Genomic DNA, 15,436 nt, shown 5'->3' with positions numbered 1-15,436 from the left:
GTTACCCATGTCTTTTGCCGACCGCGACGGCGTTATCTGGTTTGATGGTGAATTGGTTCCCTGGCGCGATGCCCGGGTGCATGTCCTCACTCATACCCTGCACTATGGAATGGGGGTGTTTGAAGGCGTACGGGCTTATGAAACCGGTAACTGCACCAGTATCTTTCGTTTGCAAGAGCACACCCGTCGGTTGTTTCGCTCTGCAAAAATAATGAATATCCCAATGCCCTATAGCACTGATGAGCTGAATGAAGCTCAGCGGCTTGTGGTGCGCGAAAATAACCTGCGCCAAGCGTATCTAAGGCCAATGGTATTTTACGGGTCAGAGGGAATGGGGTTGCGCGCAGAAAATCTTTCAACCCATGTGATTGTCGCTTCCTGGGAGTGGCCCAGCTACATGAGCCCCGAGGCGCTGGAGCAGGGGATTAAGGTGAATACCTCCTCATATACCCGACACCATGTGAATATCAGCATGTGTAAGGCGAAAGCCAATGGTAACTATATAAACTCGATGCTGGCGTTACAGGAGGCAGTGCGCAATGGCTGCGAGGAGGCGCTATTACTGGACCCCGAGGGCTATGTTGCTGAGGGTAGTGGAGAAAATGTCTTCATTGTTCGCGATGGGACTATATATACCCCGGAGCTGACGTCGTGCCTGGATGGAATTACCCGCGATACAGTTATTGAGCTGGCACGGGAGTGCGGCTATAGGGTGCTAGAGAAGCGTATCACCCGGGACGAAGTCTATATCGCTGACGAAGCGTTTTTTACTGGCACAGCGGCGGAAGTATTGCCCATTAGTGAATTGGATGGGCGTTCTATCGGCAGTGGTCGTCGCGGCCCTATCACAGGGCGTTTGCAAAACCTTTATTTTGATGTGGTACATGGGCGTAGTGCCGCGCATCGGGGCTGGCTCAGTGATGTGGCGGGCCAGGCGGAAGTAAAAATGCGAATAGCATGACGGAAAATAAAAACCCGGCAAATGCCGGGTTTTTATTTTAAGTAAGGTTTACTTAGTAAGAGCTGGTGGTGTCCGGGCGCCCTACGCAGTAATAATCAAAGCCTGCCTCGCGCATTTCCTCTGGTTCGTACTGGTTGCGTCCGTCAAACACAACCGGGGCACTGAGAGCGCTGCTTACTTCATCGATATCAAGAGATTTGAACTGTTGCCATTCGGTCGCGACAATCAGGGCGTCGGCACCCTGTAAAGCCTCTGTCTTGGAGTCGCAAAGGGTCAGGTCTTCGCGATCGCCAAAAATTCGCTGACACTCCTCCATGGCCTCAGGGTCAAATGCCCGCACCTTCGCACCCTGCTCCCACAATCGAGCCAACAGCACACGGCTTGGGGCTTCGCGCATATCATCTGTATTGGGTTTGAATGACAGGCCCCAGAGCGCAAAAGTTTTGCCCTGAATATCTCCGTTAAAATGACGTTGTATTTTTTCGGCGAGATAGTGTTTCTGGCGCTCGTTGCGGGATTCCACGGCGGCGAGGATATCTGCAGCAATGCCCAGCTGTTGAGCCGAGGAAATCAGGGCTTTCACATCTTTCGGGAAACAGGAGCCACCGTAGCCGATACCTGCGTAGATAAACTGGTAGCCAACTCGTGGGTCTGAGCCGATTCCGGCCCGAACTGCTTCAATATCAGCGCCCACTTTATCGGCAATATTTGCCATTTCATTCATAAAGCTGATCTTGGTTGCCAGCATGCAGTTGGCGGCATACTTGGTCAGCTCCGCACTTTTTACGTCCATCACCAGGATTTTTTCGTGATTTCGGTTGAATGGTGCGTACAGGTGGCGAAGCTTCTGCTCTGATTCCTCTTCGGAGGTGCCGATAATAATTCGATCCGGGCGCATACAGTCATTGAGCGCCGACCCCTCCTTGAGGAATTCAGGATTGGAAATAATATCGAATGGCAGATCAGACCGGTCCCGCTTGGTGAGTTCTTCCTCAACGGCAGCCCGCACCTTATCGGCAGTCCCCACAGGTACTGTGGACTTATTGATAATATATTTCTTGCACTCCATGTATTTGGCGATGGTTCTTGCAACAGTTAACACATGGCGAAGATCTGCTGAGCCGTCCTCATCTGGAGGAGTGCCCACAGCGATAAAAATTAGCTCACCGTGTTCTACACCAAAGGCGGCATCGGTTGAAAAAGATAGATTGCCTGTGGTGATACTGTTTTTCACCATAGGCTCCAGGCCGGGCTCATAAATAGGGATAATTCCCTGCTTGAGGCAGTTGATCTTGTCCGAGTCTATATCGATACAAACTACTTTATTCCCAGCTTCAGCTAAGACTGCTGCTTGCACCAGGCCCACATAGCCGGTGCCAAATACGGTTACATTCATCAGTGTGACTCTATCTCTCAGCGGTTACTGTTTTTGAGGGTTACTTTCCTGAATAGTTTTACATTGGCTCAAACCCCGGTCTTCAATGCTGCTTCGCGCCAGCAGGATAGCCAGGGGGATCCAGTAAAAGAACCAAATATAATTGGGCTTAGCCAAAGGTTGCTGGGCGTATATCAGCATTGCCAGTACACCGAACAGGAACCAAGTGAAATACAAACCAGGAATCCAACTCAAAAGTCTTTCTTTGGATCTCACGGTCCACAGAGTTGCAAGCCCCTGCCAGATACAGGCTGCCAGCCCTAATAGCCCGCTAAAACGCGCGATATCCAGAAGAAAATTGTGTGGATGGGGCACCATCCTGTTTAGTGCAATAAATTTCTTATGCACTAATCCCTGGCCAAATAGTGGCGCTTGCAGGAACTCCTCAAAGGCTTTTTGCCAGAGTGTCAGACGTATAGAGTAAGCGCTACCCCGGTGTAGGAGGGGCAAGTCACCATACAAGGCAAAATAAGTCAATGGCAAAACACAGACGATAGCCACAACAACTAAAATTTTCAGCAGGCGCGAAAGGTTGCCGAATACAACCAAGAAAATTGAAAAGCCCGCCATAACAATTGGGACTTTGGTTTGTGACAAAACTATGTAGATACAGGAAGTGAGTAAGCCTGCTCCTGATAACCAGCGCCAAATACGGGGCTTTTGGTAGAGACCATAGCAACAAAAAAGAGCGTGGAAGCCAAATAGCATTCCTGTTTTATCAATATTGCCCTCAAGAGATATACCGCCAATCCGGCGGAGATCCTGGAGACCGCCATCAAGGGAATAAGCAATTAGCGAGGCAATACCGGATAGCAGTCCAATCACAATAAGCGAGAGTAATAGCTTATGGAGGATGTTGTCGCCGTACTGCTCCAACAGGAAGAAAACAGCGCAGTAAAATAGAGCTAGGTATAATACCAATTTCCAGTAGTAATCAGATTGCCTATAAACATCTGCGGTATCCGGAGAGGCCCACAGTGTTGATAGCGCTAGAGTGATTGGCAGGCTACAAAAGGTTAGGAATTGCCAGGAAATTAAGAAGTGATAGCTCTTCCTCCATGCCAGCAGTAGAAAGGCTGTGGGTAGTAAAGTTAGATAAAAGCTGGTTTGTACCCCTGAAACTTTGGGGGAAACATAGTAGCCACATACCAGCAGAAATAACCCAAGAAAGGCCCATTTGAGCAGACTTGAAATCCACAGTGAGCTTTGATGGCGATAAACGGGCTGGGAAAGCTTGTTTAGAGTACTTCCAAGTTCAGGCATAGGTGCAACTGTCGGCCATTCAGAAAATTTTGTATTTAGATGCGCGGAAATAGGCTGTGTGGGTGGGTACTATATAAAAGTCTGTTGTCCATGAACGCTCTAATTTTGCTTTTTGGTGATAATTGTGGGGCTTTACACAAAGTAGTAGCGGATGCCTGTTTGGCTGAGCGCTTTAACGGGGTCTCCTGAGAGGCATGGATTCACCTGGGGCACCCTTTGGAACTCCCTGGAAGGAGTATACTGGATGTTTTGGGGCTCCCATAGCCTTGTTACAGTAGCTCCACTGGAATGCGCTAGGTACACTGCCTTGTATTCCGGTGTTTTAGTAGTTTAGGGTCCTATCTTGCAACTTACTATTTGGCGTTTTTTAGATGGCAACCGGGCCCATGAAAAGCAGAGCGCAGCTCTGATTGAAGGGTTGCGCAGGAGCTATATCGGAGAAGTGCAGGCTTTTGATATATCGCCAGAATATACAGCCAGCCGTATTCTCCTAAAAGCGGGAGAGGAGCTGGAAGAGTTCCCACTCCCCGACTTTCTGATTGGCACAGGTCGCCGCAGCCGACTACCGATGCTATCTGCCCGTTGCCGGTTTGGTGGTCGCACGGTGGCAATTAACCGCCCTTTGTTACCCTACAGCTGGTTTGATTTTACGGTCGTCCCCGAACACGATCGTCCGCCCCCTCTACCTAATGTGATTGTGAGTCAGGGTGCGCTGACTGAACCGCTTGAGAGCGATGTGCTGCAGCCCGGAAGGGGGCTTATCTTATTGGGTGGACCCAGCAAGCACTACAGTTGGGATACAATCTCAATCCGGGAGCAGGTTGAGAAATTATTGGCTCAACCCTTGAATTGGTGTATCTCTGATAGTCGGAGAACACCGGTAGGCACCATGGAGCAGCTGGAGAAAAGCCGTGTTGAGTTGGTTGACTGGCGTTCTTGTCCGGCGGGCTGGCTTCAGAAGCAGTTGTCGGAAGCGGAGACAATCTGGGTCACAGAGGACAGTATCTCCATGCTATTCGAGTCGTTACAAAGTCGGGCCCAAGTCGGTGTAATTCGGGTTCCGAGTCGCAGAAAATCCAATAAAGTGCGTTCAGCGGTATTACGACTTTTGGATCAAGGTTTGGTTAGTGAAAAGCTCGAGGTGAAGGCAGGAGGCCAGCGTGACCCCCTGGATCAATACTTATTGTGTGCCCAAGCATTGTTGCGTCGATCAGGATTGCCAAGCCGTTAGCGCTTGAGTCCCTCAGCTTCATATTTTCGCCAGGGGGTTTCCTTGTCGGAAATTTCCCACTCGACTCTCAGCCACATGCGCTCGATGCGGCGATGGATATAGCGTTTCGCAAAGTAGCTAGAAATTTTTGGCAGAGGCAGGAAAGAGGAACAACCCAATCCATCAATCAAATAGGTTTGTAGTTTTCCCTGCTCTTTTCGTAGGACCAGATTGTGGGCAATCAGATTTTTGGTGAGTACTTCATACTCAAGCAGCCACTCAGAAAAATGCTGTAAAGATGCGCGTACCTCGGCATTGAGTCCATATTTGTTCAGGTATTGGCGAAGAGTAGGTGCCGGATTGCCATCAGCGTCAAGAATCATATCAGTGACGGCCGCGGGACCTAAGCTGGTCTCCTGTATCCCAAACCATCGAGGCAGATGTTGCCAAAGTCCATCTCGATTAGTTGCAATGGCTCGCTGGCTATAACCTTCCTGTTCGCGAAGGTTGTCATCAAAATATGATTCCCCTCGCCAGGTTTTGTACCAGGGAGCTCGTCCCAATAGTTCCGCTGTTCGGCCGGGTCGCATCACCTTGACACAGAGTTCAGACCGCTCCGGGTGTCGGTAGCAAAAGCGATTGCCTCCGCTGGCAAACGGCTCGCTCTGGCTCAAATTAATCACGCGGGTTCGCTCCGGTACGCTCTGTGAGTAGGCTTTTGTAGATTTCGATAGTGTGTTCGGCCTGCCTCCCCAATGTGAAATCGGTAGATAAGTGAGGCTTTTGCCCCGGGCTGTCGAGCAATTCTTGAGTACGCGTGAATAAAGCTTCTGGATCATTGATATCAACTAGCCCTTGAGGGAAACAGGCGTTCAGCGATTCTGCTGGGCCCCCAATGTTATAACCGATGATAGGTGTGCCAATTGCTGCGGACTCTATAACGGTTCTGCCAAATGGCTCAGGCCGACGTGATAGGTTATACACCAAACTGGAGGCACTATACCAGTGGCGTATATCACTACGATGACCAACCAGGGTAAGGTGGTTCTCAAGCTTCATTGAGCAAATTTTTTGCTCCAATTCATCGGCGTAGTGCTGCTTGTTCTTCTCCGCTCCGCCGAGAATGATGCCGTGAATATCAGAACGGTTTCTGACTAGTTGATGGATTAGATCGATAAAGTCTTCTTGTCCCTTCCAGCGGGTCAGCCGGCCGGGTAAGAGGAGCCAGCGCTTGCCAGCAAGCTGGGGGAAATCCTGGTGAACTTTTTGGTACCAGGACTCCGATGGCTGGACATCGGGATTGAACTCATCTGTATCTACTCCCCGGTAAACGATCTGAGGGGGACGCTTTAGATCGTTTGCATAGTTCTCCAGTAAGTAGCTATTCACACACTCTGATATTGCGATTACCTGTTCAGTTTTCGCCATAATCGCACTGTATCGATTTATCGAATAAAGGCCATGAGCCGTGCTTACAAGGCAGGGGCGCTCAGCTGGGTCAAGGTTTCGCCAGGCAAGATAGGCTAGCCAAGCCGGAACCCTGGAACGCACATGGATGATGTCGGGCTTCTCACGAGAGATAACCTCTCGAAGTGGTTTGACCTGTAACAGGCTGAAGAGAGACTTTTTGTGGATTGGAAGTTCAATATGGGCTGAGCCTTCAGCTTTCAGTTGCTCGACCATGCTCCCCCCACTGGAAACGACGATTGACTTATGACCGCCTGCTACTAGGTAGCGGGCAAGATCAACGGTCCCCCTCTCAACCCCCCCAGAATTTAAGGCGGGTAAAAGCTGCATAATTTTCATGGGGAGATATACCAGGGCTTATGAGTTCAGTTTTTTAATTAATTTGACTAATGGGTTGTGTTTCAGCAGGGAAGGTCAGGCACAAGTACATGATACAGAGCATAGATGCCCTGATAAAGCGTTTGGCAAAAGTGGTATTATAGACAGGTCATTCTTAAGGGTATAGGCTGATTCTTGCTTAACCCAGCTCACAAAGCTTTTATCCGATTTGTCCTTGGTCGTAATCTGGAGTTTACATTGCACCCTTTGTTAGTGATCTGTATTTGTACTTATCAGCGACCAGAGCGGCTTCGCAGTTCTCTGCAAAGCTTGGCCAACCTGCAGCTACCTTCAGGTTTAAATGTGGCTGCACTGGTTGTCGATAATGATTCGGACACTCAGGCTGGTAGAGAAGTTGTGGAGGAGTTGTCGGGAAGCTTTCCCTTCTCCCTCAACTGTGCCGTAGAAGAGCGGCGGGGAATCCCTTGTGCACGCAATCGCTGTATCAATGAACTGGATAACATGGGGGCTGACTATCTGGTTTTCATCGATGATGATGAGTGGGTCGAGCCCGATTGGTTAATCCAGCTATATGATTACGCGCAGAAGCTGGGGGGCAGTAGCGTGGTTTGTGGCAGTGTTGTTCGGCGTTGGCCGGATTCTGTACCTGCCTATTATTCACGTATTTTTTATCGGCAGAAACGAAAGACTGGAGATCAGCTCAACTACTGTGCGACCAGCAATGTATTAATACCGATGAGCAGTATTCGCTCGTTAGGACTGAGGTTTAATGAGCAGGATCCTCTTGGTGCCGGTACAGATGTGATTTTTTTCACAGAGTTTAAGGCCAAGGGCGGAAAGATTGTTTACTGCCTGGAGGCGAGGGTTTACGAGGCTGTACCGGAGAGTCGCGCCAATATGCGTTGGTTGTCGCGTAGAAAATTCTCCGCTGGTATCACTCTGGCAAAGCATAAACTTGCCAAAGGTCGCGGTCATACCAGTATCTTTGTATCGGCTCTGGGGCAACTTTTGATCTCCAGCATAGGCTGTATTTTAGGATTGATTTTCGGTGGTAAGCGCTTGGGTTCTGGGCCTTGGCTCCGCGCCTGCCGTTCAGCCGGCATGGCTTGTGGTGTTTTTGGGGTGCGCTCTGAGTTTTACCGGGTGGTCGATCACTAATAGCCTGAGGTCTTCCTTGTGGGGGGTGTTTTACCTGGGAGAGATAACCGTCATCATAACGTTTTCTCTGGTGGCAATATTGATCTTTAGGTGACCCCTGCTTCATGCAAATATTTTATTCCTGGCTCTTCCGCCTGTTTTTACCTGTTGTCCTTCTACGTCTCTGGTGGAGAGGGCGTAGCCAGCCGGCCTATCGGTTGCGCTTAAGAGAGCGTCTGGGTCAGGTTCCAAAAAGGCATAGCCGGGCACCGTTAATCTGGGTCCATTCTGTATCTGTAGGGGAGACCCTAGCCGCCGTTCCAGTGATCTCTAAATTGGCTGCGCGACATACAGACTGGCAGTGGCTGGTAACGACTACAACTCCAACCGGGTCTGAGCGGGTGAAGGAAGCCCTGCAGCCAATTCTTGGTGGCCGCTTACTTCACTATTACCTTCCCTATGATCTCCCTGAATGCCTGGTGCCATTTCTCAATGCGCTTAGCCCGAGTGCATTGGTGATTATAGAGACTGAGCTTTGGCCCAACCTACTCAAGCTCTGCTCGAGCAGGAAGATCCCAATTTTATTGGCCAATGCACGTCTCAGTGAAAAATCTGCACGAGGTTACGGGCGTTTTCCCTCTTTGAGTCGAACAATGTTGAGCAACTTGGATCGTGTTGTTGCGCAATACCCTGCGGATATGCAGCGGTTTATCGATCTGGGATTACCAACGGAGAGAGCAGTAGCTAACGGCAATATCAAGTTTGACCTCAGTATTGATATGGGACTGGCCAGTGAAGCCCAGGCGCTGGCGCACCAGTGGCGGGGGGAGTCTTCCAGGCCTATATGGCTGGCGGCTAGTACCCATGTGGGTGAAGATGAGGTTATCCTGGAAGCTTTCTCTATTTTAAAGAAAAAATATAGAGATCTATTGCTCGTTCTAGTGCCCAGGCATCCACAGCGTTTTGATAGTGTTGCCCGCCTGTGTCGGGAGCGTGGCTTTACCTTGGCTCGAAGGAGTGAAGGCACAGCCGTTAAAGCTAGTGATGAGGTTATTCTGGGAGACACCATGGGGGAGTTGCTGCGCTTCTATGGGGCCAGTGATATTGCTTTTGTGGGAGGTAGCCTGGTCTCTGTTGGTGGCCACAATATGATTGAACCCGCTGCCTGGGGTGTACCAGTTATTTCCGGTCCCCACCTGCATAACTTCGCCACTGTATCCAGTTTGTTGCAGGAGGCTGGAGCCATGGTTGTAGTCGAAGACAGTGAATCGATGGCTTTACAAGTTCAGGCTTGGCTGGAAGATGTGGGGCAAAGAAAAGCCGCCGGTCAGAGAGGGAAAAAAGTAGCTTCAGAAAATAGTGGTGCTTTGCAGCGCTTACTGGGCGAGGTGGAGCGGCTGGCTACACAAAATGAAGACCAGAGAGAGAATAAAAATCCTGCTCTCTGGTAGACGCGTATACGCAGTTACTTCGAAGGTGCTGGAAGACTGGTACCGCCAGTTTCCTCCACGCGAGAGACGTTACTTGCAGGGTTCAGCATCATATCCAGATCCTGAAGGTCTTTAGGAGATAAGAGTCCTGCAGCTTGCTTCAAGCTCAGTGAGTTTAGAATGTAGTCGTACAGCGAGTTGGCGTAGTCAGTTTGTGAGTCAAACAGGGTCCGCTGAGCCAGGAGCACATCTACAATATTTCGGGTGCCTACTTCGTATCCTGCCTGAGTGGCATCCAATGCACTCTTGGCAGAAACGACGGCTTGCTCTCGGGCCGCTACTCTCGATACATCGGTGACAACAGCGCGGTGCAGGGTGCGCGTGGTTTGTATGGTATCTCTCTCTGCAAGGACGCTAAGGTCCTGGGCCTGGAAGGCTTGGTTTCTAGCCTGGCGACGGTTGGCACTGAGAAGGCCACCAGTAAAGATGGGCACATTTACAGTTACCCCTGCACTTGTTCCCCATTGGTCAATATCTTGCGGGTAACGTACAAATTGGCTGCCCGTTATGTCGCTGAATCGATTTTTCTCGTTACCATCTTGAGTGAGTTTATTATAAGAAAGCGAGCCAGTGACAGTGGGTAGGTGTTCACTGGCTTCTGCCCGAGCGTTATAGCGGGCGGCATCGGCGCCAAGTCGTGCAGCTTTAAGGACAAAGTTGTTGGCGAGGGCAAACTCAACCCAATCGGCGCGATCTGAAGGCACCGGCGGAGCTACCTGGAAGTCATCTACCAAAGGAGCTACTTGATCATGGTAGCCTCCAGTCAATACTGATAGGGCATCAAAGTTACTGAGGAGGTTGTCTTGAGCTGTTAAGCGCCGGGCAACGGAACTGTCATAGGCAGCCTGGGAGTCGTAGACATCAGTAATTGCTGTTAGACCGACTTCAAAGCGCTGTTGCGTCTGTTCCAGCTGTTTAGCCAGGGCTTGTTCTTCGGCAGCAGCTGCCTCGAGGACGTCATAAGCACGCAATACATCAAAGTAGGCGGTGGCGACACGAATCATCATTTCTTGCTGATTAGCACTGAATTCTGCTGTCGCCTGCTCTGTTAATCTCTTGCCCTGTTGATAATCGAACCAGGCTGGAGCGTCAAAAATAGCCTGGGTCAGGTTGGCACTATAGGTTCTTTCCTGTAAGGAATTGCTAGTTTGGCTTCTAAAATCCACTAGTTCGACATCATTGTCGTCGTCATTATCAGTCAAATCCAGTAACTGAGCAGAATTCCGGCTGCTATCAGAGTGAGTTCTAGCGGCTTCGAAAGTAGCATTAACCTGAGGAAGCAGGAATGCGCGGAACTGATATTTGGCCTCGATACCCGCGTGGTAAGCGGCGCGATCAGCTGCTAATTGAGGATCATTCTCCAGGGCCTGTGTATAGATATCCCACAGGGTGTCGGCTTGCGCCTGCATGGCGCCCAGGCCCAGCAGCGTAGCGGCGATTAGTTTTTTCAGCGGACGCAACTTGCGGCCTTGCGGCTCTGTGCGGTTACTTCTTTTCATCTGTTTCGACTTCCTGTGGAGGGTACGGTCTTCAAGCTTTTGCAAGTTATTTGGAGCTGGTGTCATGTAGTGGGGATATAGAGGGCTCCAGCTTGCGGTTATTACTAATATTGCCAGTCTCCCCAATAGCAGTCGCGAGAGTTTACCCGGGGTCAAACCGACCGTCGAGACGGCAATCGGCTTTTTGCTATATCTTCGTTAAACCGACACCTATGTGCGTTTATCGGTAATTTCTTGGCAATAACTAGGGCCCATTGAATAAGGTTGAGGGCCTATATTTCAATAGACGCGCCTCATAAGCATTTGGATGCGGCAAAAATTGTGCAGAATAAGGCAAGGACTGACTGTCCATGAATGAGGGGCGCAACGCAGTGCTGACCAATTGGCAGAGGGTCTGTCACGAATGCGATCTACTTTTAACCGGCGGCTTGGCGCCTCCGGGACAAAAGCTAATTTGCCCACGATGTCGCTGTACTTTGCATCGCAATGGCAATCATAGTATTTACTACACACTGGCTCTCAGTCTAACCGGCCTATTACTGTTTATTCCCTCTGTCAGCTTGCCATTGCTCGACTTCTCCCTGTTCTCATTTGGTGCAGAAAGTACATTGCTAAATGGCGTTTACTCTCTTTTCAAGGCGGGGTTTATTTGGCTCTCGGCGCTGGTGCTTTTCTGTAGCGTTCTGGCTCCGGTAGGTAAATTTGCCCTGTTGTTATTTATTTGTTGGGGCAGTGCTTGGGCCTGGCTTGACCGGCCGGTATCCAATGCTGTTCGTTTTTACCAGCACTTGAAAGAGTGGGGCATGCTCGATGTCTATATGCTCGGAATTTTGGTGGCCCTGATTAAATTAAGGGATTTGGGCAAGATGGAGGTAGAACCGGGGCTGTACTGTTTTGGTGCCATGATGCTACTGGCAAATCTCTCTTCCTTGAGTTTTGACCAAACAGAAATTTGGCACCGCTTGGCACAGCGTCGTGCGCTTAAGGGACAAGCTTGTGAATAGCGTACCAAATAAAGGTTTAAAAAAAGGCTTAACCAGCTGCCTGTGCTGTCATCAATTAATTATTCTTCCCCAAAATGGTCGTTGCCGATGTCCGCGCTGTGGAGCGAGAGTACACAGCAGAATCGAAGGAAGCTTGATGTTAACTTGGGCTCTGACGATTACTGGCACTTTATTGCTTTTACCTGCCAATGTGTTACCGATAATGACGGTTGTTTATTTAGGTGCCGGTGATCCCAGCACTATCATTAGCGGGGTCATGCAACTCTATAACTCGGGAATGTGGGGAATAGCTTTAATTGTCTTTGTTGCCAGTATTGCAGTTCCTGTGATGAAGCTACTGGGATTGGGAGTGCTCCTGATTCAAATTCAGTTGCGTCTGTCCTTCGACCCCATTCAGTCCATGAAAATATATCGAGTAGTTTCCGGCATCGGGCGTTGGTCACTCTTAGACTTATTTATGATTTCAATTCTGGTGTCGCTAGTGGATATGGGATTTATTTCCCAGGTAACTGCTGGAGCTGGTGCGACAGCTTTTGCCTCTGTGGTAGTGGTAACCATGTTGGCGGCACGAACTTTCGATTCCCGTTTAATTTGGGATGCCTATGACGGAGATTTATATGAGTCTGCAGTAGAGCCAGAAACGGCTCATAGGAGCGCCGCAGAAAATGGCTGATGAGCTGCCCCCGCAGGATACGAGTGATGCGTCTCGCTTGGATGGAGGCGCTCAGCGGGGAGTAGTGCGCGCAAGTAGGGGGTTACCCCTAGTGTGGATTTTACCTTTGATCGCGGGGCTGATTGCTCTCTGGTTGCTCTATCAGGATTTGTCAGAGGGAGACGTTAAAGCCACTATTTTATTTCATTCTGGCGATGGCCTGGTAAAAGGAAAAACGGTGGTCAAATATTCCGGGGTCGATATTGGTATGGTCCAGGATGTGAGCCTTGTACCTAATGCGAAAGAGCTGAATGGAGCCGATGGCGTTCTGGCCGAAGTTAGTTTAAATCGCAGTGCCGAATATTTATTGGTAGAGGGCACTGAGTTTTGGGTAGTAAAACCCGAGTTATCTATTACCGGTATTAGCGGTTTGGAAACTCTACTTTCAGGCAATTACATTGCCGTTGAATCAGGTAGTGGAAAGCGCAAGCGCAACTTTGTTGCCCTGGATCAGCCTCCTGCATTTATCCGTGGGGATGGTTTGCGTGTTGTTTTGCAGTCCCGTCGTTTGGGCTCTTTAAGTCGAGGATCGCCAGTATATTATCGTCAGTTGCGAGTCGGTCAGGTAGCGGATTACCGTTTGGATCGAAACGGAACTGAAGTCAGTATCGAATTATTTATTCGTCGTGAATATGCCTATCTGGTTCATCGGGGCAGCCGCTTTTGGAATAGTTCAGGGATATCTATTGAAGGCGGTATTAGCGGTATCAGTGTCAATTTAGAATCCCTGGCAGCACTTTTTGCCGGAGGCGTAAGTTTTTATACCCCGGAAAATCAACGTCAGTCTCCACTTGCTGTAAATGGTAGTGAGTTTGAGTTATATAAAAATTTTGCCGCAGCAGATGCGGGAATTCCTGTGACATTAAATTTCGATCAGGGGGTGAATGTTACTCCGGATTCTACGAAGGTTTACTATCAGGGCATCCAGGTAGGGGAAGTCAGTGGGACCAAGGCAAACCGCCGTTTGAATGGTATGGAAGTCAAAGTTCTGATGGATCCTACAACGGATGAATTGCTCACCGAAAATACCCGTTTTTGGCTAGCCCCCCCGAGCTTCGATTTTACTGGCGGACTAAACGATTTAATCCAAGGTAATCGCATAGAAGTAGATTTGCGCAAAGGACAGCGCTCCCAGCGCAATTTCACTGCGCGAACCTCTGCGCCACCGATGGACCCCCGTGTGCCGGGGCTGCATTTACGCCTCACTTCACGCAATCCCGGGTCTTTGCAGCGGGGCGCGCCGGTTTATTTTCGCCGTATAGAGGTAGGAAAAGTGCAGGGAATGGAATTGCGTAGGGATGGCGAGGGGGTAGAGGTTTATGTGGTGATAGAGCCCCGCTATGCCCACTTTGTGCAGGAAGGCGTTCGGTTCTGGAATGTGAGCGGATTGCGGGCTACAGCAAGCTTGACCGAGGGGGTGGAAGTGGAGGCAGATTCGCTGATGTCACTTCTGCGTGGCGGTATCGCCTTTGGCATACGCCGGGAAGACCTTGGAAAAGGCGGGCAGGCAAAAAATGGAGACCAGTTCCCTCTTTTCAGCAGTCGGGAAGCGGCTATGGAGGGGGGAATACAAATTCAAGTCAGCCTTGTCAGTGCCGAGGGGCTGAGAGTTGGAGCACCGCTGCGCTACCGCGGGGTACAAGTTGGAGAGATTACTCGCCTGAGACTCGATCGCTCTTTGGGCGAGGTGTGGGCCAGGGCCAAGCTTTATCATCGCGGAGAGCAGTTTGCTCGGGAGGGCACACGTATATGGGTGGTTTCCCCGCAAATTAGCATCGATAAGATTGCCCATTTGGATACCCTGATTACAGGGCGCTACCTGGCGCTTGAGCCTGGCTTAGGAGATCCACAGACAAAGTTTTACGCTTTGGAACAGGCACCGGAAGAGGATCTTGCAGAAACTTTTACTCGCCCTGGACTGGGAATTATCCTGGATGCTGCGAGGCGAGGATCTCTGGTAGCAGGGAGTCCGGTTTATTATCGCCAGGTAAAAGTGGGAGAGGTTACAGGTTTTTCCTTGGGGGAGTATGCTGATCGAGTGTATATCTATGTTCATATCGAACCCCAATACCAGCCCCTGGTGCGAGAGTACACGGTGTTTTGGAATGCCAGTGGCGTCGATGTGAATTTCGGTCTGAAAAGTGGGCTTAATATCAACACAGAATCGGCTCAGGCCCTGTTGCAGGGGGGGATCGCATTTGCCACGCCAGAAGCCCCTTTTATGGGATTTGAAGTGGAGTCGGGCAGCCATTTCCCTCTCTACCCGAAAGCTGAACCCAAGTGGTATACCTGGAGTCCTAAGATAGAACTTTACGGCACGGTCGAACCAGTAAAATAAGTACGGGAATGTAGGAGTTTTTATGCGCTATTTATTAACAGGCTTGCTGAGTATCTTGGTATTGGCGGGTTGCCAGGAGATACAGGTTGAAAAAGCCGCTACCGGGGAGCCACCGGTTGCCTTTGCCACGTTTAAATGGGGGGTAGCGCCGTTGAGTGGCTCAGAAGATGCCTCTGCCCAGCTGGTGGAGTTGGATGAAGAAATGCGGGATACCGTTGCCGCAGAGTTACAGCAACGAGGATATCGCCAAGTCTCCCAGGACCAGGATGCGGATATGGTGGTGGATTACCAGGTTGCGGTAGTCGATGAGTTTTTCTCCGGTGATACCCGGGATCCCAGCTGGGACAAACAGTTTGATAGCAATGCGCCACAGGATGTGGTGGAACTACCGCCCCTGACAGATGCCCCCTTGGTGATTATGAGTGTGGGTATTGGGCGCCCGGGCGGGGCTGTGATTTGGGGGGGGAGAGCCAGCGAATTGTTAACACGCCCCGATAGTATTGAGCAGCGTCAACGACTGATCTCCAATGGGGTTAGCGCTCTTTTGCGGGATTTGCCCCCGGCCTATCAATAAGTACGAT

General features: G+C 50.2%; 13 protein-coding genes. 8 read left to right on the top strand and 5 right to left on the bottom strand.

Annotated features, from left to right (window positions below; all coding sequences use genetic code 11):
• Positions 1-7 precede the first annotated feature (7 nt).
• Positions 8-961 (top strand): branched-chain amino acid transaminase, encoded by a 954-nt coding sequence (locus tag ACJJI8_RS03955; RefSeq protein WP_444934351.1) that lies wholly within the window; start codon positions 8-10, stop codon positions 959-961.
• Positions 962-1,013: 52 nt separating this feature from the next.
• Here the strand turns inward: ACJJI8_RS03955 and ACJJI8_RS03950 are convergent, their stop codons facing one another.
• Positions 1,014-2,357 carry a UDP-glucose dehydrogenase family protein gene (locus ACJJI8_RS03950; RefSeq protein ID WP_444934350.1) on the bottom strand — a complete coding sequence of 448 codons (1,344 nt, stop codon included), beginning with the start codon at positions 2,355-2,357 and terminating at the stop codon, positions 1,014-1,016.
• A gap of 24 nt (positions 2,358-2,381) precedes the next feature.
• On the bottom strand, positions 2,382-3,659 hold the full coding sequence (locus ACJJI8_RS03945) for an O-antigen ligase family protein (protein ID WP_444934349.1): 1,278 nt from the start codon (positions 3,657-3,659) through the stop codon (positions 2,382-2,384).
• 343 nt (positions 3,660-4,002) lie between these two features.
• Between ACJJI8_RS03945 and ACJJI8_RS03940 the strand changes: the two genes are divergently transcribed.
• Positions 4,003-4,890 carry an ELM1/GtrOC1 family putative glycosyltransferase gene (locus tag ACJJI8_RS03940; protein WP_444934348.1) on the top strand — a complete coding sequence of 296 codons (888 nt, stop codon included), beginning with the start codon at positions 4,003-4,005 and terminating at the stop codon, positions 4,888-4,890.
• Here ACJJI8_RS03940 and ACJJI8_RS03935 read toward each other — a convergent pair.
• Together ACJJI8_RS03935 and ACJJI8_RS03930 are read right to left on the bottom strand one after the other, a co-directional pair.
• Positions 4,887-5,552 (bottom strand): YrbL family protein, encoded by a 666-nt coding sequence (locus tag ACJJI8_RS03935; protein ID WP_444934347.1) that lies wholly within the window; start codon positions 5,550-5,552, stop codon positions 4,887-4,889. The genes ACJJI8_RS03940 and ACJJI8_RS03935 overlap by 4 nt on opposite strands.
• Entirely contained in the window at positions 5,545-6,675 is a 1,131-nt protein-coding gene (locus tag ACJJI8_RS03930) for a glycosyltransferase family 4 protein (protein WP_444934346.1), read from the bottom strand. The genes ACJJI8_RS03935 and ACJJI8_RS03930 overlap by 8 nt, the downstream gene beginning before the upstream one ends.
• Before the next feature lie 237 nt (positions 6,676-6,912).
• Between ACJJI8_RS03930 and ACJJI8_RS03925 the strand changes: the two genes are divergently transcribed.
• Complete coding sequence (locus tag ACJJI8_RS03925; protein WP_444934345.1) at positions 6,913-7,833, top strand: glycosyltransferase family 2 protein; 921 nt, start codon at positions 6,913-6,915, stop codon at positions 7,831-7,833.
• Positions 7,834-7,937: 104 nt separating this feature from the next.
• On the top strand, positions 7,938-9,263 hold the full coding sequence (gene waaA, locus ACJJI8_RS03920; RefSeq protein WP_444934344.1) for a lipid IV(A) 3-deoxy-D-manno-octulosonic acid transferase: 1,326 nt from the start codon (positions 7,938-7,940) through the stop codon (positions 9,261-9,263).
• Between the two features lie 14 nt (positions 9,264-9,277).
• Here the strand turns inward: waaA and ACJJI8_RS03915 are convergent, their stop codons facing one another.
• Positions 9,278-10,801, bottom strand: a complete 1,524-nt coding sequence (locus tag ACJJI8_RS03915; protein ID WP_413663552.1) for a TolC family outer membrane protein — start codon at positions 10,799-10,801, stop codon at positions 9,278-9,280.
• A 350-nt stretch (positions 10,802-11,151) separates the two neighbouring features.
• On the opposite strand from ACJJI8_RS03915, the gene ACJJI8_RS03910 reads away from it, so the two are divergent.
• The 4 genes from ACJJI8_RS03910 to ACJJI8_RS03895 all read left to right on the top strand — a co-directional run bounded on the left by ACJJI8_RS03910 (position 11,152) and on the right by ACJJI8_RS03895 (position 15,429).
• Positions 11,152-11,805, top strand: coding sequence for a paraquat-inducible protein A (locus ACJJI8_RS03910; RefSeq protein ID WP_444934343.1), 654 nt, complete (start codon positions 11,152-11,154; stop codon positions 11,803-11,805).
• 136 nt (positions 11,806-11,941) lie between these two features.
• Positions 11,942-12,478: a paraquat-inducible protein A gene (locus ACJJI8_RS03905; RefSeq protein WP_444934342.1), complete on the top strand. Its 537-nt coding sequence runs from the start codon at positions 11,942-11,944 to the stop codon at positions 12,476-12,478.
• Entirely contained in the window at positions 12,471-14,855 is a 2,385-nt protein-coding gene (locus tag ACJJI8_RS03900; protein ID WP_444934341.1) for a PqiB family protein, read from the top strand. Before ACJJI8_RS03905 ends, ACJJI8_RS03900 begins: the two co-directional genes overlap by 8 nt.
• Before the next feature lie 22 nt (positions 14,856-14,877).
• A complete protein-coding gene (locus ACJJI8_RS03895; protein WP_444934340.1) occupies positions 14,878-15,429 on the top strand; it encodes a DUF4136 domain-containing protein in 552 nt (183 codons plus the stop codon).
• Positions 15,430-15,436: the final 7 nt, after the last annotated feature.

The sequence above is a fragment of the Microbulbifer maximicatervae (SeqCode) genome (assembly GCF_052467695.1).
The sequence above is the reverse complement of the archived record's forward strand: the minus strand, read 5'-3'. Positions and strand labels throughout refer to the sequence as shown.

Excerpts from the sequence above, each read along its gene's own strand:
- ACJJI8_RS03930 (WP_444934346.1), bottom strand. The coding sequence starts at position 6,675 with ATGAAAATTATGCAGCTTTTACCCGCCTTAAATTCTGGGGGGGTTGAG.
- ACJJI8_RS03955 (WP_444934351.1), top strand. The coding sequence starts at position 8 with ATGTCTTTTGCCGACCGCGACGGCGTTATCTGGTTTGATGGTGAATTG.
- ACJJI8_RS03950 (WP_444934350.1), bottom strand. The coding sequence starts at position 2,357 with ATGAATGTAACCGTATTTGGCACCGGCTATGTGGGCCTGGTGCAAGCA.
- waaA (WP_444934344.1), top strand. The coding sequence starts at position 7,938 with ATGCAAATATTTTATTCCTGGCTCTTCCGCCTGTTTTTACCTGTTGTC.
- ACJJI8_RS03905 (WP_444934342.1), top strand. The coding sequence starts at position 11,942 with ATGTTAACTTGGGCTCTGACGATTACTGGCACTTTATTGCTTTTACCT.
- ACJJI8_RS03910 (WP_444934343.1), top strand. The coding sequence starts at position 11,152 with ATGAATGAGGGGCGCAACGCAGTGCTGACCAATTGGCAGAGGGTCTGT.
- ACJJI8_RS03900 (WP_444934341.1), top strand. The coding sequence starts at position 12,471 with ATGGCTGATGAGCTGCCCCCGCAGGATACGAGTGATGCGTCTCGCTTG.
- ACJJI8_RS03915 (WP_413663552.1), bottom strand. The coding sequence starts at position 10,801 with ATGAAAAGAAGTAACCGCACAGAGCCGCAAGGCCGCAAGTTGCGTCCG.
- ACJJI8_RS03895 (WP_444934340.1), top strand. The coding sequence starts at position 14,878 with ATGCGCTATTTATTAACAGGCTTGCTGAGTATCTTGGTATTGGCGGGT.
- ACJJI8_RS03945 (WP_444934349.1), bottom strand. The coding sequence starts at position 3,659 with ATGCCTGAACTTGGAAGTACTCTAAACAAGCTTTCCCAGCCCGTTTAT.